General features: G+C 35.8%; 16 protein-coding genes. 11 read left to right on the top strand and 5 right to left on the bottom strand.

The window, feature by feature from the left end; translation table 11 throughout:
• Nucleotides 1-16 precede the first annotated feature (16 nt).
• The 4 genes from ACZZZI_RS10495 to ACZZZI_RS10510 all read left to right on the top strand — a co-directional run bounded on the left by ACZZZI_RS10495 (nt 17) and on the right by ACZZZI_RS10510 (nt 6,430).
• A complete protein-coding gene (locus ACZZZI_RS10495; protein ID WP_463489384.1) occupies nt 17-1,030 on the top strand; it encodes a FecR family protein in 1,014 nt (337 codons plus the stop codon).
• Between the two features lie 125 nt (nt 1,031-1,155).
• A complete protein-coding gene (locus ACZZZI_RS10500) occupies nt 1,156-4,431 on the top strand; it encodes a SusC/RagA family TonB-linked outer membrane protein (protein ID WP_463489385.1) in 3,276 nt (1,091 codons plus the stop codon).
• Between the two features lie 10 nt (nt 4,432-4,441).
• Entirely contained in the window at nt 4,442-5,812 is a 1,371-nt protein-coding gene (locus tag ACZZZI_RS10505; RefSeq protein ID WP_463489386.1) for a RagB/SusD family nutrient uptake outer membrane protein, read from the top strand.
• Between the two features lie 117 nt (nt 5,813-5,929).
• A complete protein-coding gene (locus ACZZZI_RS10510) occupies nt 5,930-6,430 on the top strand; it encodes a phosphoglycerate mutase family protein (protein ID WP_463489387.1) in 501 nt (166 codons plus the stop codon).
• A 44-nt stretch (nt 6,431-6,474) separates the two neighbouring features.
• Here the strand turns inward: ACZZZI_RS10510 and ACZZZI_RS10515 are convergent, their stop codons facing one another.
• The 4 genes from ACZZZI_RS10515 to porX form a co-directional block, all read right to left on the bottom strand.
• The gene (locus ACZZZI_RS10515) at nt 6,475-7,158 is read right to left on the bottom strand and encodes a M15 family metallopeptidase (protein ID WP_463489388.1); all 684 of its coding nucleotides are present in this window, start codon (nt 7,156-7,158) and stop codon (nt 6,475-6,477) included.
• A 36-nt stretch (nt 7,159-7,194) separates the two neighbouring features.
• Nucleotides 7,195-8,424, bottom strand: a complete 1,230-nt coding sequence (locus tag ACZZZI_RS10520) for an alanine dehydrogenase (RefSeq protein ID WP_316754957.1) — start codon at nt 8,422-8,424, stop codon at nt 7,195-7,197.
• Between the two features lie 469 nt (nt 8,425-8,893).
• Nucleotides 8,894-9,319: a tRNA (adenosine(37)-N6)-threonylcarbamoyltransferase complex ATPase subunit type 1 TsaE gene (gene tsaE / locus ACZZZI_RS10525; protein ID WP_316754958.1), complete on the bottom strand. Its 426-nt coding sequence runs from the start codon at nt 9,317-9,319 to the stop codon at nt 8,894-8,896.
• 119 nt (nt 9,320-9,438) lie between these two features.
• Nucleotides 9,439-10,992: a T9SS response regulator signal transducer PorX gene (gene porX, locus ACZZZI_RS10530; protein WP_316754959.1), complete on the bottom strand. Its 1,554-nt coding sequence runs from the start codon at nt 10,990-10,992 to the stop codon at nt 9,439-9,441.
• 112 nt (nt 10,993-11,104) lie between these two features.
• Between porX and ACZZZI_RS10535 the strand changes: the two genes are divergently transcribed.
• The 6 genes from ACZZZI_RS10535 (at nt 11,105) to ACZZZI_RS10560 (ending at nt 16,850) form a co-directional block, all read left to right on the top strand.
• Entirely contained in the window at nt 11,105-12,328 is a 1,224-nt protein-coding gene (locus ACZZZI_RS10535; RefSeq protein WP_463489389.1) for an HD domain-containing protein, read from the top strand.
• Nucleotides 12,329-12,450: 122 nt separating this feature from the next.
• On the top strand, nt 12,451-13,527 hold the full coding sequence (lpxD, locus tag ACZZZI_RS10540) for a UDP-3-O-(3-hydroxymyristoyl)glucosamine N-acyltransferase (RefSeq protein ID WP_344768241.1): 1,077 nt from the start codon (nt 12,451-12,453) through the stop codon (nt 13,525-13,527).
• Nucleotides 13,517-14,929: a bifunctional UDP-3-O-[3-hydroxymyristoyl] N-acetylglucosamine deacetylase/3-hydroxyacyl-ACP dehydratase gene (locus ACZZZI_RS10545; RefSeq protein WP_316754962.1), complete on the top strand. Its 1,413-nt coding sequence runs from the start codon at nt 13,517-13,519 to the stop codon at nt 14,927-14,929. Before lpxD ends, ACZZZI_RS10545 begins: the two co-directional genes overlap by 11 nt.
• On the top strand, nt 14,930-15,715 hold the full coding sequence (lpxA, locus tag ACZZZI_RS10550) for an acyl-ACP--UDP-N-acetylglucosamine O-acyltransferase (RefSeq protein WP_154281849.1): 786 nt from the start codon (nt 14,930-14,932) through the stop codon (nt 15,713-15,715).
• 32 nt (nt 15,716-15,747) lie between these two features.
• On the top strand, nt 15,748-16,212 hold the full coding sequence (locus ACZZZI_RS10555; protein ID WP_463489390.1) for a GNAT family N-acetyltransferase: 465 nt from the start codon (nt 15,748-15,750) through the stop codon (nt 16,210-16,212).
• A gap of 23 nt (nt 16,213-16,235) precedes the next feature.
• Nucleotides 16,236-16,850 (top strand): ABC transporter ATP-binding protein, encoded by a 615-nt coding sequence (locus tag ACZZZI_RS10560; protein WP_463489391.1) that lies wholly within the window; start codon nt 16,236-16,238, stop codon nt 16,848-16,850.
• A 568-nt stretch (nt 16,851-17,418) separates the two neighbouring features.
• Here ACZZZI_RS10560 and ffh read toward each other — a convergent pair.
• Complete coding sequence (gene ffh, locus ACZZZI_RS10565) at nt 17,419-18,759, bottom strand: signal recognition particle protein (protein ID WP_463489392.1); 1,341 nt, start codon at nt 18,757-18,759, stop codon at nt 17,419-17,421.
• Nucleotides 18,760-18,950: 191 nt separating this feature from the next.
• On the opposite strand from ffh, the gene ACZZZI_RS10570 reads away from it, so the two are divergent.
• Nucleotides 18,951-21,374 (top strand): DUF5916 domain-containing protein, encoded by a 2,424-nt coding sequence (locus ACZZZI_RS10570; RefSeq protein ID WP_344768229.1) that lies wholly within the window; start codon nt 18,951-18,953, stop codon nt 21,372-21,374.
• The last annotated feature ends 12 nt before the right edge of the window (nt 21,375-21,386 follow it).

Raw genomic sequence — 21,386 nt, forward strand, 5'->3', positions numbered from 1 at the left:
CAATCGTATTAGTAGTATGAACATATCTGATGAGCTCTTAAGCAGGTATTTTAAAGGTATTTGTACACCCGAAGAAAAACTTTTGGTGGTAAATTATTTAAAACAAATAGATGATTTACCCGAGCATTATTTGAGTAAAAACGATTGGGATGATGCAGATGATGCGTTGATTTCAAACGAGAAGAGTGACGAAATATTTGAAGCGGTTAAGAAACAAACTTTAGCAAAATCAATAAGAATAAAATGGCTCAAAATTACATCGGCGGCAGCAGTTGTTGTTGTATTGCTTAGCGTTGGATTTTTATTGTTAAATAAGCCCGAAATAGTTCCAGATTTCGTAAAGAGTAAAGCGGTTAAAAAGGAAACAATTAACTGGAAATCGATTGTGAATTATACAAGTTACAATCAATCGATGGCTTTGCCAGATGGTTCTACAGTAAAAATATATCCAGGAGGGGAATTAAGATATGCCGTTCCCTTTGTTAAGGCAAAACGTGAAATTTATTTAAAAGGTAAAGGCTTTTTTCAGGTTACTAAAGATAAGAAACATCCGTTTATTGTTTACGCTAAAGGAATATCAACTACTGCATTAGGAACATCTTTTACCATTACCGCAACCGAACAGGATAAACTTATAAAGGTGGAATTACATACGGGTAAAGTTTGGGTTAAAAATATTAGTGCTGATAAATCGGTTTTGACTTTCGATAAAATTTTGTTGCCAGGAAGTGAATTAGTTTACAACAGCATTAAACATCAGGTTAAAGTAGTTGATCAAGCTATGCTTGCTAAGGAATTACCAAAACTTAACGAACTTAACTTTAAACAAGCATCGCTAAAAGAGGTGTTTGATAAAATACAAGAACACTATAAAGTTAAAATTATTTATAACGCTGATGATTTAGATGAAATTTCCTTTACGGGTACAATTGATTTAAACCGTAAGGCAGACAAAATTCTTGAAGAGATAACCGAATTAAACAAACTTAACCAAACTAAAACAACTGAAGGCTACCTGATTACTAAATAAACCAATAATATATTTTGAATAAACGAGCTGCTAAAAAATAGCGGACAAGGAATCTTTTTGCAAAAAAAAACAAACTAATAATTATAACTATGCTTAGAAAATTTACAAAACACTTGTTCTTTTGCATGCTGTTAATAACAGCTGGTGCAACTGCCCGAGCTCAAACATCCGAGATAACGGGGATTGTAAAAGATGAAACAGGCCAGCCATTAATTGGTTCTTCTATTCTTTTACTAAATACTAAAACCAACGAAAAAAAGGGGGTTATGGTTAATGCAGATGGAAAATTTTCCATCTCTGGCTTAACAGCAAACGTTCCTTATAACATTAGCGCTTCATTTATTGGTTACACAACCAAAACAATTGAAAATTACATGTTAAAAGCAGGAGAGCAGGCAACACTTTTAATTCAATTGGCTCCTGAATCTGCTAAACTAACAGATGTTGTAATTGTAGGTTATGGCAGTCAGAAAAAGAAGGATGTGACAACTGCAATTGCAAGTATAAAAGCCTCTGATTTGGAGAATCAACCAATTAATAATGCTGCAGAAGCAATGGTTGGTAAAATGGCAGGCGTTCAGGTTTCGCAAGGCTCGGGTGCACCAGGCGGTGCATTATCCATTAAGGTACGTGGCGTTGGTACAATTACAGCTGGTTCAAATCCTTTATATGTAATTGATGGCGTTCCGATTTCAAATGATAATATCAACACAATTAATACCAATGATATTGCATCGATAGAAGTATTAAAAGATGCATCATCAGCTGCAATTTATGGTTCTCGTGGATCAAATGGTGTGGTTTTGATAACAACCAAACAAGGTAAAACTGGTATAGCATCAATCAGCGTAAATAGTTATACGGGCTGGCAAAGTTTGGCGCATAAAATTGATATGATGGATGCATATCAGTATGCTCAAATGACGCTTGAATCGAGAAATAATACTTATGCCGATGCCATGGATGCGATTAATCGTCGTAATGTTGCAAATGGATCGGCAACAATCGCATACAGCATTAACGATACCAATGTGCAGCGTTTGGTTAATTCTGGAAATAATACGAGTGCCGTTATTCCTACAGAAATTCTGCCTTATTTAAGCGGACAACAAGGTTTAACAAATACAGATTGGCAAGATGAAATTTTCAGAACAGCTAAAATTCAAAATCATTCAATTTCTGCTTCGGGCGGAAGTGAAACCATGAAATATTATGCTTCTTTAGAATATTTTGATCAAGATGGTATCATTTTAAATAGCGGATTTAAACGTTATAGTGGTCGATTAAATTTAGATGGCAAAAAAGGAATTTTCAGGTATGGTGTAAATATAACGCCATCAGTAATTAAAGAAAAAAGGCTAAATGCCAACGGTGCTTATAACGCTGGGAATGCAAACGGCTTAAATACAGGTGGTATTGTAGCGTCTGCGCTTCATTATTCTCCACTTTGGCCAGTTTACAATGCAAATGGGAGCTATAGTTTTGCACAAAACTCCTGGAGTCCTGGTCAGGTAACCACTTTGCCTAATGGTTCTACAATAACTGGTAATGGAGAAACTCAGGCCTGGAATCCTGTTGCTTTAGCGATGTTGCAAAAGGATGATGTAGGCTCAAACAGATTAACTGGAAGCACGTTTATTGAGGCAGAAATTATCAAGGATTTGAAATATAAACTCCAATTAGGTGTTGATATTTTCAGCAGCGCTGAAGATACTTTCCGTCCTTCGATTATTCCACTATCAAATACGGCAGGAAATCCATTATCTGATGCTCAGGCGAGTTCCAGAACGATAAAAGAAACCAACTGGTTATTAGAACATACTTTAAATTACACTAAAACATTCGGTGATCATAACCTGAATGCATTATTAGGCTGGTCTAACCAAAAAGATGATTTAAGCGGAAATTATGCTGTTGCCACCAGAGGTTTTATTAGCGATCAAATTGAGTATTTAAGTGCTGGTTTAGTAACAGCAGGTACCTCAACCAGACAACAATGGTCTTTGGCCTCTGGTATTGCCCGATTGCAATACAGCTATAAAGGCAAGTATTTATTCACGGGGTCGGTCAGGGCCGATGGTTCATCTAGATTTGGATCAAATAATAAATGGGGTTACTTCCCATCTGCTTCTGTGGGTTGGAGATTATCAGAAGAAGAATTTTTGAAAAACAGTAAAGCCATTTCTGATTTAAAACTTAGAGCAAGTTTAGGACAAACTGGTAACTTCAATATACCAAATTATTTGGCTCAGGGTGCTATGACTAATTATGGTTATGTTTTTGGTGGTGGAACTCCTGGCGTTGTTAACGGTGCCGCTCCTTTTGCACAACCTAACGATGATTTAAGCTGGGAAAAAACAACACAATTAAATATTGGTTTAGATGTTGCTTTCTGGAACAATCAGTTAACATTATCAGTTGATGCCTATAACAGTAATACTACTGATTTATTACTAAATGTTCCTGTGCCATTATCTACAGGTTTCTCTTCTGAATTAAAAAATATTGGTAAAGTAAACAATAAAGGTGTTGATATAAACTTAGGTACTACACAACAGTTTGGCGCTGTAAAATGGACTGCCAGCGGTAACTTCTCTAAGAATAAAAATAAGGTAGTAGAATTAGGACCAGGAAATGCAGACATTATAAGCACAGGTTCAGTTGCCAATGCTTATTTCCTAACAAGAGTTGGCGAACCAATTGGATCATATTATTTACCTGTTGTTTTAGGTGTTTTCAAAAACCAGGCAGAGGTAAATGCTTATCCTCATTACTTAGATACTCAAGGTAATTTTGATTTAAATACGGCTAAACCAGGCGATTTTAAATTTAAAGATGTTGATGGTGACGGCGTGATCGATTTAACTAAGGATCGTGAAATCGTTGGTAACTACTTGCCAAAATTCACTTACGGTTTTGCTACATCGGCAGAATATAAAGGCATAGATTTAAATGTTTCGATGCAGGGTGTTTATGGAAACAAAATTCTTAATCTTTCTCGTAGATATTTTGCTAATAAGGAAGGTAACATGAATAACATGATTAGCTCTTTAGATCGATGGGTTTCAGAAAGTAATCCAGGTAGTGGACAAGACGTAAGAGCAAACCGTGTGGCTAAAGGCAGTAATGGAACAACCTCTACATGGCATGTAGAAGATGGCTCTTATTTGCGAATCCGAAATATTGCATTGGGTTATACTCTTCCAACGGATTTGATTAAGAAACTTTCCTTAACTAAGGTTAGATTATATGTTTCGATGCAAAATCCATTTACTTTTACAAACTATACAGGTTACAATCCTGAGGTTACAAATCGTTCGGCAGCTACTACAAACGGAGAAGATTATGGTGTTTATCCGACGGCGAAAACAACTTCAATCGGTTTAAACATCACTTTATAAAATTAGGACCATGAAAAAATATATCATACCAATCATAACATGTGGCTTAATCATTACGGCTACTTCTTGCAAAAAGTTTTTAGATTTAAAACCACTTGATTCTTACACAGAAAATACCTTTTATGTTGATGAAAAAGGTTTACAAGGCGGTTTGGTAAGTTGTTACGATGCACTGCAAACCGATAGTTTGTACGGAAACAACATGCTTACCCTAGGTGAAATTCGTGGCGATAATGTTACGGATAACGACCCAGGCTCTGGCGCTGGCGTACGTAACTCTATCGAGGTTTTTTCTGAAACATCCGCCAATGCAATTCTTTCAGCTTCGTGGCAAGGACATTATAAAGCAATTTATCGTTCTAACATTATTTTAGATCGTGCACCTGGAATTAGCATGGCCGATGCAACTAAAAATCAAATTATTGGGCAAGCGAAATTTATCAGAGCATTAAGTTATTTTAACTTAACGCGTTTGTGGGGTAATGTTCCTTTAGTTTTAACCGTTCAGAAAACGGCCGAAGCCAGAGAAAATACCAGGGCAACTTCTACTGCGGTTTATCAGCAAATTATTAACGATTTAACTGATGCAGCAACGAAATTACCAACAACATGGCCAGATGCACAACGCGGTAAAGCAACAAGCTATGCCGCATCAGCTTTATTGGCGAAGGTTTATTTGTATCAAAAGAAATATGATCTTGTTGTATCAACTTTGCAGCCAATTGCAACCGCAATTTATGCAGGAACTAATCTTTCTGTTGTGCCACAAACTACAACTTTTCCAAGTGGACTAAAAACAAGTAAGGATATTATTTTTGCTGTTTTGTACTTAAATGGAGGGGTAAAAGAAGCTGTTAATCAAGATAACCGTTATAGAAATAACAATAACACAAATACAATAACAATTCCTCAGGCTTTATTTGAAACTGGCGATAATCGCAGAGCTTTAGTTGCGCCAACAGGTACGGGTATTCGCCCAGGTAAATTTAACAGCGCAGTTTCTAACTCAACAGAAATTAGTGGAGATTTTCCAGTACTTCGTTGTGCTGATGTTTTATTAATGTATGCGGAGGCTTTAAATGAGGTTGCTTATGGCAATGCAGAAGCTTTTAAAGCTTTAAATGCTATACGGACAAATGCAAATGCTACAAATAAAACAGCGGCAACCTTGCTAACTCAGGCCGATTTTAGAAACGCGGTTTATTTAGAAAGACGTTTAGAACTTGCCTTAGAAGCAGACCGTTGGTTTGATATTGTTCGAACTACGCAAATGGCAACCGTATTTCCTGGCATTCCTGCTTTTAGAAGTATTTATCCAGTTCCGCAAATGGAAATTGATAACGTAAACAATAAAACTGGATGGCAGAATCAAGGCTATTAGTTTTTAATCTATAACTTTTCTAACCGATACTGTGGTAATGCAGTATCGGTTTTTTCAATTATACATATTTCTTCAAGCCGATAATTTTTTCAATATTTATAACCAAAATCAAAAGCAATGAAAAAGTTTTTTTTCCTTATATCGTTATCATTTCTATTTCTTATAAATGCACAAGCACAAACAACCGAGATTTGGGTTGTTCGCCATGCAGAAAAAGATAAATCGAATCCTCAAGAGAAAAATCCAGATTTATCAGAAGAAGGAAAAACTAGAGCAAGAGATTTGGCTATTTATTTGAAAAAGGAAAAACTTGATGTTGCTTTCAGTACACCATATAAAAGAACTCATCAAACTTTAGATTCGTTGGTAATTCCGAAAGTTATTGATTACACAGACATTAAATCTCTTGTAGAGAAGGTTAAAGCCGATTATTTGGGTAAGAAAATTATTATAGCTGGTCATTCAAATACCGTTCTGGAGATTATTGAAGCTTTTGGCGGAAAGCGTCCAAGAGAAGAGTTAACCGATGATGATTATGACTTCATTTTTCGTTTAAATGTTAAAGGCGATAAAGCAAAGGTAAAGATGAGTCAGTATGGCGTTCCGCATCATTTGTAGCATTAACTTTAAATATTCATGGGAAGGAATTAATCGTTAATCAGCTAGAGCTTTTCAAAAGGAATATCCATTAGATTATAATTTTGCCAGCCTTGAAAATCGTAATGCCACCATTCATTTTCGAGCACATTTAATTTGTTCTTCTTCATTATCGAAATCAAGTATTCTCGATTTTTTCGAACCACGGCTGACACTGGTTCGTAATTAGCTGCTGCGGCTTTCGAAAAGCTATCGTAAGGCGTTGCCATTTCCAGTTCTTTACCCGTTTTTAAATTGATAACGGTTAAATCGATTGCGCAACCTCGATTATGTTTTGATCCTTTTGCAGGGTTTGCTACAAAGCTTTTATCGCTCGCTTTTTTATAAAATGCTACCGTAATTGTATAAGGGCGATAACCATCAAAAATTTTCAAGCCTAAGCCTTTTTTATTTAATGCTAACTGTACTTTCTTAAGGGATTCTAAAACTGGTTTACGAGCAAAAGCTCGTGCTTGTTTGTACATAACCTGCTGCATGAAATTGTTTTTTGTTGCGTATCTAATATCTAGTTTGATATTTGGAATGGCTTTTTTAATCTCAACAAGTTCGTTGTTTGGGTTAACTTTAATCGAAGCCAGATACTGATTATAAGAATTTACAACAACGAGTTTTTGTGGCTTTAGAGGCTTAGTTTGAGCCAGAGCAAAAAAGGAGGCAAATAAAAAAAGAATAAAGAAGTTTAATTTCATACTACACTGGCTAAATCGCAAGAACTAAAAATGAGATTACTGATTTGAAACAACGAGTAATTCTAAATCCTTAAAAGGTAAACTAAACATATCTGCCAAATCTTTATTGGTTACGTTTCCCTGGTAAATATATAACGCTTCGCGAATGCCTGGATTGTTCCAAACCATATTCATTAAGCCGCCATATTCGCCAATATCGAGCAAAATAGGAGCAAAGATATTTGTTAATGCATACGACGCTGTTCTGGGAACCCGAGATGCAATGTTCGGAACACAATAATGAATTACATCGTACTTCCTAAAAACGGGATTGGTATGGTTGGTTACTTCAGACGTTTCAAAACAACCACCCTGGTCAATGCTTACATCGATAACTACCGAATGTGGTTTCATTTTGGCAACCGTTTCTTCCATAACAATACATGGGCTGCGGCCATGGCTTGCACGAATGGCACCTATTACTACATCGCAGGTTACAATTGCCTTGTTTAAAACAATTGGTTGCATAACCGAAGTAAAAACACGGCTGTTACCTAAGTTATTTTGAAGGCGGCGCAAACGATAAATAGAACTATCGAAAACTTTTACTTCGGCACCTAAAGCTAGCGCTGTTCTTGCGGCATATTCTCCAACAGTCCCTGCACCTAAAATTACAATTTCTGTAGGTGGTACGCCAGTAAAACCGCCAAGCATTAAACCTTTTCCACCGGTAACATTGCTTAAGTATTCGGCAGCAATCAATATAGAGGTAGAACCAACAATTTCGCTCATTGCCCTTACCACACTCAGCACATTACCTTCATCACGCAAGTTTTCAAAACATAATGCATTAATCTTTTTTTGCATTAATGCTTTAAGATATTCTTGCTTTAAAGTGCCCGTTTGCAAAGATGATATTAAGGTTTGGCCTTTATGCATCATTGCAATTTCTTCGAGCATTGGCGGTGCTATTTTAACAAGAATATCGCAGTCGAAAACTTCTTTTTTATCGTGGGTAATTTTTGCGCCCTGTTCGGCATATTCATTATCTGAAAAATTAGCAGCAATGCCAGCTCCGCTTTCTAAAATTACCCTATGCCCGTTATTAACTAAAAGCGCCACAGATAGTGGTGTTAAAGCAATTCGATTTTCTTGAAAAGAGATTTCTTTGGGAATGCCAATATTTAGATTATTCTTTCTGTTTCTGGTTTCCAGCGTCGCTTCTTGTGTTTGTAATAAACCTTGACGAGCTATATCGGCCATTCCTTCGCGTAATCCTGTAGCCATGATGTATTATAAAATATTTTGATTTTAGGTTGATGAAGGTACGGAAAATCTGTTAAAATACTGATAACTAAATGTAAAGAACCTGAAGAAATTAGAACATCTATTTTATTTAATTCTTTTTATTTTGTAGCGCAAAGTCTGTGGTGCTTTTGTAAACTGGTTCCCGCCAATACTGCAATCTTTTGGTTAACGGCACTATTTTCTACAATATTACTCTGGTTTTTTTAAGTTACGAGGTTTAAAAACGATTTTTAAAACCAAAAGTATTTTCGTGTTTGTCGGGGCTAATAAGCAAGGAATTTGCTTTTGGCTGGGTTTCTTCCACTTGCCGATGTATCTAAACCCGACAGTAGCGGCAGCCTCCCGATTTTTCTTCGGGAGCTATAGCAGATGGCGGGACTTAAGTTGCCAGGAATTACTGTATATTCGTTTTCAGAATAGGATTAAGCACGGGTTTTCAATTGTGTTATCAAGATTTAACTACTGTGCCAAACTCAAAAATTCTTTCACTTTCACCAATTATCGATATCTCTACTTTTATATAATTTTCGGGTAATAATTCTTCAATCCTTTCGGGCCATTCAATTAAGCAAATTCCGCCGCCGTAAAAATATTCTTCGTAGCCTAAATCGTAAGCTTCCTGAATATCTTTTATTCTGTAGAAATCGAAATGGTAAACAGCACCTTGGGGGCTTGCATATTCATTTACGATGGAATAAGTTGGACTCGAAACCGCGTCTTCAATACCTAAAGCTTTGCAAAATGTTTTAATAAATGTTGTTTTGCCGGCGCCCATTTCTCCATTAAAAAGGAAAATTTTCTCGTTACCTGCAAATGCCAAAAGCTTATCGGCAACATTGGGTAAATCGGCTAAGCTGTTTACTTTTATTTTCATTGCTTATAAAATAATAAAGGCAAAAGTAATACATAATTGCATCGCTTTTGCCTCTGATTTTAAGTTATAAAGATTTCTCCATTTCGCTTCGCAGCAATCGAAATGATAGAAAATAATATTTATCTCGGTGAATAAGTTACCACGGGAATAATCATTTCCTCTAACGAAATTCCTCCATGTTGGAAAGTTTCATTGTAATAATTTACAAATTGATTGTAGTTATTCGGGTAAACAAAATAGCTATCCTCTCTTGCAAAAATATAACTGCTGCTGATGTTAATTTTTGGCAATAATGCATCATGAGGATTTTTAATTAAAAAAACCTCTTTGGCGTTGAAATTTAAATTTCTGCCTTGTTTGTATCTCAAGTTTGTGTTTGTGCTTCTATCGCCAATAACTTTAACTGGTTTTTTTACACGAATCGTTCCATGGTCGGTTGTAATAATTACTTTAACCTGCTTTTGAGATATTTTTTTCAGCAAATCGAACAAAGGAGAGTGCTCAAACCAAGATAACGTTAACGAACGATAAGCGGCATCGTCATTTGCCAATTCGCGAATCATTTGCATATCGGTTTTTGCATGACTCAACATATCAACAAAGTTGAAAACAATGGCATTGAAATCGTTATTAAGCAGGTTATTAGTTTGTTCTACTAAATCTTTTCCTTGCTCGAAAGTTAAAATTTTATTGTAACTGAACTTGCAGTCTTTGCGTAAATTACGTTTAATGTTATCGGCTAAAAAAGCTTCCTCATGCATGTTTTTGCCACCTTCATCATCGTCATTTTGCCATAACTGTGGGAAACGTTTTTCCATCTCCAACGGCATTAAGCCAGAGAATATCGCGTTACGGGCATATTGTGTTGCGGTTGGTAAAATACTGCTGTACATATCTTCCTCATCAATTCTAAAATATTCAGAAATTAAAGGGTTGATAATTTTCCACTGATCGTAACGCAGGTTATCAATCAGAATAAAAAATACGGGTGTGGTATCGTTTATATGCGGAAACGCTTTTTTCTTTAATAACTCATTCGAAAGCAAAGGTGCCTTATCTTTATCCTTAATCCAGCCTAAATAATGTTCTTCTATAAATTTAGAAAACTGCGTATTGGCTTCCTGCTTTTGCATGGTTAAAATTTCATGCATTTGAGGGTCATCAAGTTTCTCTAATTCTAATTCCCAGAAAATGATTTTTTTATAAACATCAATCCATTCCTCGTAATTTAAGCGATCGCCAAGCGTCATGCCCAAACGACGAAAATCTTGTTGATAGGCCATTGATGTTTTTTCATTAACCAAAAGCTTTTTATCAATTAGCTTTTTAATGGTTAACAATACTTGCTTAGGGTTTACTGGTTTAATTAAATAATCGTCGATTTTACTACCAATCGCGTCTTCCATTAAATTTTCTTCCTCACTTTTTGTAATTAAAACAACAGGAACATCAGGATTTAAATTCTTGATGGCCGAAAGTGTTTCAATTCCACTCATTCCGGGCATATTCTCGTCTAAGAATACCAAGTCGAAATGGCTTTTGCCAAAAGCTTCCAATGCATCATTCCCGTTGGTAAAAGTAGTAACATTATACCCTTTGTCGTTTAGCAGTAATATATGAGGTTTTAGCAAGTCGATTTCATCATCGGCCCACAATATTTTAGTTTCTTGCATGTTTTTGTAAAAATAGGGTAAGTACTGCTCTTATATTTTTGCAGTTAAATCAAACTATAAATAAAAATAGCAATTTTTGTACCGTATCTATCTATTTAACTATTTTTAACGATTGAATAAGAAGAAAATAATAAATGATCCGGTTTACGGATTTATAAGTATCCCCACAGAATTAGTTTACGATGTAATTTCTCATCCGTATTTTCAGCGTTTGCGATACATTAAGCAACTTGGGATGACACATTTGGTTTATCCTGGCGCTTTACATACTCGTTTTCACCATGCTTTGGGGGCAATGCATTTAATGAGCTTAGCCATTAGCTTATTAAAAAGTAAAGGGCATACAATTACCGATGGTGAAGAAGAATCGGCCATACTGGCTATTTTATTACACGATATTGGTCATGGTCCGTTTTCTCATGCACTAGAACATTCTTTAGTTACCGGAATTAAACACGAAGATATTTCAGCAAAGCTGATGCAGGAGTTAAACCAGCATTTTGACGGTAAATTAACCCATGCAATAGAAATTTTTAATGGCACATATCCTAAAAAATTTCTGCACCAGTTAATTTCAGGTCAGCTCGATTTAGATCGGATGGATTATTTGAATCGCGATAGCTTTTTTACTGGAGTAAGCGAGGGTGTAATCAGTTTCGATCGAATCATTAAAATGTTTAATGTTTACGATGATGATTTGGTTATCGAAGAAAAAGGGATTTATTCTATCGAGAAATTTTTAATTGCTCGCAGGTTAATGTACTGGCAGGTTTACTTGCACAAAACGGTTATTTCTGGTGAAATGATTTTGGTTAAACTTTTAGAGCGAGCCAAACAGTTATCTGCCGAAGGCGAAGATTTATTTGCCGCACCATCTTTAAATTATTTCCTTAAAAACGATATTAACGAAGAAAATTTCTTCGAACAACAAGAAAATTTAGAACATTTTACAAATCTCGATGATCAGGATATTTACGCTGCCGTTAAGGTTTGGGTAAAACATCCTGATAAAATTTTATCAACGCTTTGCAAAATGTTAACCTCCCGTAATTTGTATAAGGTAGAAATGAGTAATGAAATAGTTGATGTAGAACGACTTTCGTTTTTACAAAATGCAGCTGTTGATTTGTTGGGTATAAAGCCTAAAGAAGCAAATTACTTTGTTTTTACCGATTCGATAAAAAATAGGGCATACAATGCAGGTGTTGGGAATATTAAAATTTTAATGAAAAATAACGATATTGTTGATATTGCAAAAGCATCGGATTTATCCAATCTAAAGTCGCTGCAAAAAACTGTAGAAAAATATATCCTTTGTTACCCTCGTGGTATTTAAGTTTATTTAACAAAATAATTAACTTTTAGAGCCGTTTTAACTCTTATTATTGTGTAGAATATACACGGTTTAACCCTTACAGGTTTTTTTGTTCATATCAATTTAACATTTACCTTTGTACGATGCAATTTACTGCCAAGCAGATAAGCGAGTTTTTAAACGGTTCCATAGATGGTAACCCTGATGTAGCCGTAACTGAACTCTCTAAAATAGAAGATGGTAAGGAAGGCTCGTTGTCTTTTCTTTCCAACCCTAAGTATGAAAACTTTTTGTATTCTACTAAGGCTTCGGTGGTTATCGTTTCAAAAGACTTTAATCCAACGCAAGATTATACCAGCACTTTGGTTCGTGTTGAGAATCCTTATAGTTCATTTACTATTTTATTAGATAAGTATAATGAAGCTGTAAATGCTCAGGAGCAAGAAGCTGGTATTGATAAATTAGCTTATGTACACCCGACTGCAAAAATTGGAAAAGGCGTTTTTATTGGTGCTTTTGCTTATGTAGCCGAAAATGTTGAAATAGCTGCAGGTACAAAAGTTACTACGCAAACCTACATTGGCGCTAACTCTAAAATAGGAGAGAACTGTACTTTTTTTCCAGGTGTAAAAATTTATCACAATTCAATTATCGGCGATAGAGTAATTATTCATTCTAATACGGTTATTGGGAGCGATGGTTTTGGATTTGCACCCCAGAAAGACGGAACTTATAATAAAATACCTCAAATTGGTAATGTTATTATCGAAAGCGATGTAGAAATTGGTGCAAACACAACGGTTGATAGAGCTACAATGGGCTCAACAATTATAAAAAAAGGAGCAAAAATTGATAATCTGATTCAAATTGCTCATAATGCTGAAATTGGCGAAAATACCGTTCTAGCAGCACAATCAGGCGTTTCTGGTAGTACTAAAATAGGGCCAAATAGCGTTATTGGAGGACAGGTAGGTATTGCTGGTCATTTAACACTAGCAAAAGGAACCCAAATTGGGGCTCAAGCTGGCATTAACTTTAATATTACTGAAGAAAATAAACAATGGCACGGTAGTCCTGCACAACCTTTGCGTAACTGGATGCGTGCTTCTGTAATTTTTAAACATCTTCCAGATGTAGAAAAAAGAATTAACGTACTCGAAGAAGAATTGAAAAGACTTACATCAGAACTGGAAAAGAATACAATAAACAATGAACGTTAGACAAAGAACGATTAACAAAGAAATATCAGCCTCAGGCGTGGGTTTACACACTGGAGCTAATGTTACCTTAACTTTTTGCCCTGCACCAGAAAATCACGGGTTTAAATTTCAACGCATTGATTTAGATGGACAACCAATTATCGATGCTGATGCAGATAACGTAACGGATACTTCTAGAGGGACTACTATTACTCAAAATGGAGCAAGCGTAAGCACTGTAGAGCATGTTATGGCATCTTTAGTTGGTATGGATTTGGATAACGTTTTAATTAAGCTTGATGGTCCTGAAACTCCTATTATGGATGGTAGCTCCATTCAGTTTATTGATTTATTAGAAGAAGCTGGTACTATAGAGCAAAATGCTGATCGCGAATATTTTACTATTCCCCATAACATTACCTATACAGAAGCTGATCGAAAAGTTGAAATCGTAGCCATGCCTTTGGATGACTATCGTTTTACTTGTATGATTGATTATAATTCTCCAGTTTTAGGAAGCCAGCATGCTGGAATTAATACCATTGCAGAGTTTAAAAAAGAAATTGCTTCGTGCAGAACTTTCTGTTTCTTACACGAATTAGAATATCAGTTGCAACACAACTTAATCAAAGGTGGTGATTTAAATAATGCCATCGTAATTGTTGATAAAGAAGTAACCAAAGATGAATTAAATCATTTGGCGAAGCTTTTTAACCGAAAAGATATAGATGTTGCACCTCAGGGAATCCTGAATAACATGGAGCTTCGTTACCAAAATGAACCTGCCCGTCATAAATTATTAGATATGATTGGCGATTTAGCTTTGGTAGGTATGCATTTGAAAGGCCATATTATGGCTGCCCGTCCAGGCCATGCAGCGAACGTTGCTTTTGCAAAAAAAATAAAAGCAGCTATTAAAAAAGAAAAAAATAAAAAAATCCAAAAGGTGTACGATCCAAGCGCTAAGCCATTATATGATATTGTTCAGATTATGGACATATTGCCACATCGCCAACCTTTTCTATTTGTAGATAAGATACTAGAGTTGTCTAAAAACCACGTTGTGGGCGTTAAAAACGTAACCATGAATGAAGAGTTTTTTAAAGGACATTTTCCTGGGGCACCAGTTTTTCCTGGAGTAATCCAGATTGAAGCCATGGCGCAGGTTGGTGGTATTTTAGTACTAAGTACCGTACCAGATCCGAGGAATTATTTAACTTATTTCTTAAAAATAGATAATGTACGTTTCAGAGCACAAGTGCTTCCTGGCGATACAATTGTTTTCCGCTGTGATTTACTTGAGCCAATTAGAAGAGGCATTGCCCAAATGAAAGGTGTTGGTATGGTCGGCGAAAAAATCGTAGTTGAGGCTGAAATGATGGCTCAAATTTCTAAAATTAAACAAACAGAACCTGCTCAATAAATGATACAACCTTTAGCATACATACATCCCCAGGCAAAAATTGCCGAAAACGTAGTAATCGAACCATTTGTTGTAATACATAAAGATGTTGTTATTGGCGAAGGAACTTGGATTGGTTCGAACGTAACCATTATGGATGGTGCACGAATTGGTAAAAACTGCCGTATTTTTCCTGGAGCCGTTATTTCTGGCGAACCTCAGGATTTAAAATTTGCAGGAGAAGTAACAACTGCAGAAATTGGCGACAATACCACCATTCGCGAATGTGTTACCATAAACCGCGGAACTAAAGATAAATGGAAAACAGTAATTGGAAGCAATTGCTTAATTCAAGCTTATTCGCATATTGCGCACGATTGTGAAGTTGGAGATAATTGTATTTTCTCGAATAGCACAACTTTAGCAGGGCACATTACAATTGGAAACAATGTAGTTTTAGCAGGATTGGTGGCTATTCATCAATTTGTTAAGGTTGGTTCTTATGCTTTTGTAACTGGTGGTTCATTAGTTCGAAAAGACGTTCCGCCTTATGTTAAGGCTGCCCGTGAGCCACTTTCTTATGCGGGGATAAATTCTGTTGGTTTGCGTAGAAGAGGTTTTACCAATGAGCAAATTGATGAAATTCAGGAAATTTATCGTGTACTTTTTGTAAAACACAATAACGTAACCAAAGCCTTGGATATGATCGAAGCTGAATTCAAACCTACTGAGATTCGCGATGAGATTGTAGATTTCATTCGTAACTCTAACCGAGGTGTGATGAAAGGTTTTGGAATGGGAAGTTAAGCGGAAAAACCAAAGCTAAAAGCAAAACATTCATGGATGATATAACGCTAATCAGAACCAATTCAGATCATGCCAATTTTAGAGAATTGGTTACTTTGTTGGATAAAGATTTAGCGATTAGAGATGGCGAAGAGCACGCCTTTTACGCGCAGTTTAATAAAGTTGATGCAATAAAAGAAGTGGTTGTTGCCTTTTGCAATAATATTCCCGTAGGCTGTGGTGCTATAAAGCCATTCTCAGATACCGCTGCTGAAGTAAAACAGATGTTTGTGCATCCTCAAAGCAGAAAAAAGGGTATTGCCATTAAAATTTTAGCAGAGCTAGAAAATTGGGCAGCTGAACTTGGTTTTTCGGAGTGCGTTTTAGAAACTGGAAAAAAGCAACCCGAGGCGATTGCACTTTATCAAAAAGTTGGTTATCATATTACACCTAATTATGGGCAATATATCGGAATAGATAATAGTGTTTGTATGTTAAAGGCTCTTGTCAAATCTTGATATTCGCATTGAAACTAAAAACAATGAAGATAACCTTAAGTAATGTTGGTCGCCGTTTTAACAAAGAATGGATTTTTAGAAGCCTGAGCAAAGAATTTACTTTAGGAAATAGTTATGCTATACTTGGGCCGAACGGCTCGGGCAAATCGACATTATTGAGCGTTTTAACAGGCAGCTTATCTCCATCTGAAGGGGAAATTTCTTTTTCCGATATTAAAGACATTCCTGTTGAAGATATTTATCAATATATAAGTCTTGCAGCTCCTTATTTGGAATTGGTAGAAACATTTACCTTGAAAGAGATTATCAATTTTCATTTCAAATTCAAAAAAATAGCTAAGGATGTTGATGCTAAAAAGCTAATTTCAATTTTAGGTTTAGAAAAATCGGCTAACAAGGAAATTAAGTATTTTTCATCTGGAATGAAGCAAAGAACAAAACTAGCTTTGGCTTGCTGCGCAGATACACCTATATTATTTTTAGATGAACCTACCAGCAATTTAGACGTTCAGGGTATAAGTTGGTACAGAGAGTTAATAGAAAATTTTGCAAAAGATAGATTAACTATAATAGGTTCTAATCAAATTCAGGAATATGACTTTTGTACAGAGCATATTCAAATTTCTGATTATAAGTAGTTTAAGGTGCTTTCTCTTCGTGAATTAAACACACTAATTGTCATCATTTTGTATTATAAAAATTTTTTTAAATAAATATTTTGTAATTGAAAAATAGTTATTACCTTTGCACCACCAAAAAGAGAAACAGTTATTTAATTTTATCTCTTCGAGTAAATGATAATATTTCTGCTTTTGCAGATTTTAGTATATAGCCTGAAAAGGCAAAAGATTTTTCATAGTTTAGTTTGAGGTTTAGGTTGATTATGCCTTTGGAGTGGTTCCCAAAGGCATTTCTTTTATACAGAGGTTTTTTCAGTTAAAGCCCATGGTTTTTAAGTAATAAACATTTGAAAGCCGAGTTAATTCGCTGTTTTGCGTTAATTAAACCCGATTGAACGAAAATACTTTTTTTGTTCGCATTAGCCTTCATTTTGCCCAACAGGTAAAAAAGATTGGAGGAAAAGCGGGACTGATGTTGCCAATGAAACCAAATAATCATTTCCAAAAAAAAAATCCCAACCATTTCTGATTGGAATTTGAATATCTGCAATATGCTTCTAACCTTATTCTTTCAACTTTTAGCTTATTAGCTTCTTCCAAATGGCATTTTAGGCATATTTTTCATCATTGCGGCAGCAGCAGCAGGATTTGAGAATTGCTTCATCATTTTGCGCATATCTTCAAATTGCTTAATTAGTTTGGTTACCTCTTCTATTTTTCGGCCCGAGCCTTTTGCAATACGTAAACGACGGCTTTGCTGAATGCTATCTGGATTTTCCTTTTCAAATGGTGTCATCGATTGGATAATTGCTTCGATTGATTTAAATGCATCATCTTCGATATCTACATTTTTCATCATTTTGCCAACGCCAGGAATCATGCCCATCAAATCTTTCATATTACCCATCTTCTTAATTTGTTGAATCTGGTTATAGAAATCGTTGAAATCGAATTTATTTTTGCGAATTTTTTTCTGTAATTCTGCCGCTTCTTTCTCATCGAACTGCATCTGAGCACGTTCAACAAGCGAAACCACATCACCCATACCTAAAATACGTGATGCCATACGATCAGGATAAAACACATCAAGTGCTTCCATTTTCTCGCCTGTACCAATAAATTTAATCGGTTTGTTTACGACCGATTTAATTGAAAGTGCAGCACCACCACGTGTATCACCATCTAATTTGGTTAAAACAACACCAGTAAAGTCTAATCTGTCGTTAAATACTTTTGCAGTATTCACAGCATCCTGACCAGTCATTGAATCGACCACAAATAAAATTTCGTGCGGTTGTGTTTTGGCTTTAACTTCAGAAATTTCGTTCATTAAAGATTCGTCGATCGCTAAGCGACCAGCTGTATCGATAATAATTACGTTATTTCCGTTTTCTTTACCATGAGCAATACCTTCTAAAGCAATACCAACTGGATCTTTAGAATCGCGGTTTGCATAAACTGAAACACCAACTGAAGTTCCTAAAACCTCCAACTGATCTACAGCTGCAGGGCGGTACATATCGCCAGCTACCAATAAAGGTTTTTTGCCTTTACCTTTTAAGTGCAAAGCCAACTTACCTGCGAAGGTTGTTTTACCCGCACCGTTTAAGCCTGCAATTAAAATAATGGTTGGATTGGCTTTGGTTTCTAACTCAGTAACTTCACCACCCATTAAGGCAGCAAGCTCATCGTTCATTATTTTGGTAAGTAACTGACCAGGAGAAACCGCAGTTAATACGTTTTGTCCTAATGCTTTTTGCCTTACATCATCGGTAAATGCTTTGGCGGTTTTATAGTTAACATCGGCATCTAATAGTGCTTTACGAATCTCTTTCATGGTTTCTGCCACGTTGATTTCCGTAATATTGCCTTGTCCTTTTAATACTTTAAATGCTCTGTCTAGCTTGTCCTGTAAATTATCAAACATCTTTTTATAAGCTAAAAGCCTGTTGCCCTAAAGCAAAAGCTACTTGTTTTTAATAAAGGGCAAATGTATCAAATTTTGCTTGTAAATCTTTGCAAGTCAAAGCCAAAACTTACAATTATGTTAAACTAAATTTTCAGTTCGGTGCAACATTTCCAATAACAACTAGTCTTATGGTTAACTAAGCCATCCAAATGAAATTCTATCTACTCTTGTTGAGCCTGTTTTGTTACACCTATCTTCAGGCGCAAGACCCTGCAAAACAGAAACAACTATCTGCGGTGAGAACTGCTGCGACACCAAAAATTGATGGTATTTTAGACGATGCCTGTTGGGTAAATGTACCCATTGCAACAGATTTTTTCGAAATCAGACCAGTTCCTGGTCGGGTAGAGGGAAAGGATAAACGCACTGAAATGAAAGTGATTTATGATGATGTTGCCATTTACGTTTATGCAAGAATGTACGATAATAAGGATAGTGTTTCTCATGAATTAGTTTCTCGGGATAACATCGGTAATGCCGATTTCATATCAATTATTGTTGATCCTTTTTACGATAAAATGAATGGTAACGGTTTCTTTGTAACTGCTGCAGGTGTTCAGTTTGATGCAAAATATTCGCAGGTTGGTGATGAGGACCCAAATTGGAACGCAGTTTGGGAAAGTGCAGTTAAAATAGACGATTTAGGCTGGACATGCGAAATGAAAATTCCCTATTCAGCTTTGCGTTTTTCTGGTAAAGATGTTCAAAACTGGGGCTTAAACTTTAGCAGAAGAATCCAACGTTCAAATACACAAACTTTCTGGAACTTTGTAAATCCAACGGTTAACGGTTTTATTAACCAGGAAGGCCTTTGGATGGGCGTTAAGGATATTAAACCGCCCCTTCGTCTTTCATTTTCTCCTTACATTTCGGCTTATGTAAATCATTATCCAGCAAATATTCCAGGAGTGAAAAATACCACTTCGAGATTTAATGGTGGTATGGATGTAAAGTATGGTATAAACAACAGTTTTACCTTGGATATGACTCTGGTGCCCGACTTTGGTCAGGTACAATCTGATAACAGAATTTTGAATCTTACACCATTTGAAGTTAAGTTTAACGAAAATCGCCAGTTTTTTACCGAAGGAACAGAGCTTTTTAACAAAGGCGATTTATTTTACTCGAAACGAATCGGTTCTATTCCAGCATATTCAGATTATAGTCAAATAAACAGCGGCGATAAAATAATTAAGGATCAAACGGAGGCTAAGGTTTTAAATGCAACTAAAATTTCTGGGCGTACTGCAAAAGGTTTAGGAATTGGTATTTTTAATGCAATTACCAATAGTATGCAAACCGAGGTTGAAGATGCCAATGGAAACCTCCGTGAGGTTGAAACCCAACCCTTAACCAATTACAATATTTTAGTTTTCGATCAATCGTTAAAAAACAATAGCTCAGCAACATTTATTAATACCAACGTTTTAAGGCAAGGCAGTGCTTATGATGCAAACGTAAGCGCCTTACTTTTCAATTTAAACAATAAAGGCAATAAATATTTTGTTAACGGCGGAGGTAAAATGAGCTATTTACGTGGCAATGAAACCAGTACAGGCTACAGTTATACCTTACGATTAGGAAAGCAAAGTGGCAATTTTACCTGGAGTTATAATCAAGTTTATGCCGATGATAAATTTGATCCCTCGGATATGGGTTTTTTCACCAATAACAACTTTTTAGATCAGCGTATTGGTTTCGGCTACAACATTTACAAACCAAGTAAATGGTATAACGAGTGGCAAAATTGGTTTAATACTTCATATTCTCGAAGAGCAGCGCCTGGCGATTATCAAAGTTTCGGCTTAGAAGGAGGTTCTTACGTTCGATTTAAAAATTTATGGTCGGCAGAAATCGATTTAAATTATGATGCCAAAGCTAACGACTTCTACGAGGCCAGAAATGGTCAGATTTATAAGGCGCCAGAAAACTTTACAATTGGTTTATACATTAATCCAAATCGTGCAAAGGCTTACAATTTTGGGGGTAATGTTCGTTATCGCGAACAACAATTGTTTAAAGGAAAATCATATAATTTCTATCTATTTCAAAATTTCCGTTTAAACGATAAAATAGCTTTTGGTTTAGATTTAAATTTCAATCCAAATTACAATTATGTTAATTGGGTAACAGCGCAAGGCAATCAGGCTATATTCTCTAAATACGATCGAAGAACAGTTGAAAACTCTTTCGATGCAAAATATACTTTTACAAACTTAATGGGTTTAACTGTTGTGTTAAGACATTACTGGAGCGATAGACGAAATAAGGAATTTTATTTGCTTAAGCCCGACGGAAATTTAACCGATTACCAGGGCCCAGCACTGACTGGAACCGATAGAAACTACAATGTTTTCAATATCGATTTTGTTTACACCTGGCAATTCGCACCAGGTAGTACACTTTCCCTATCGTACAAAGATGCAGCCGAAACTTACGATACTTTTTATACCCAGCGCTACAACAAAAACCTAAGTGGAATTTTAGCTTCCCCACAAAATAATAGCCTTTCGGTTAAAGTGCTTTACTATGTAGATTATCTCGATTTAAAGAAAAAGCACAAAAAAATATAATATTTGAAAAGG

It is taken from the genome of Pedobacter sp. AC190 (genome assembly GCF_979258025.1).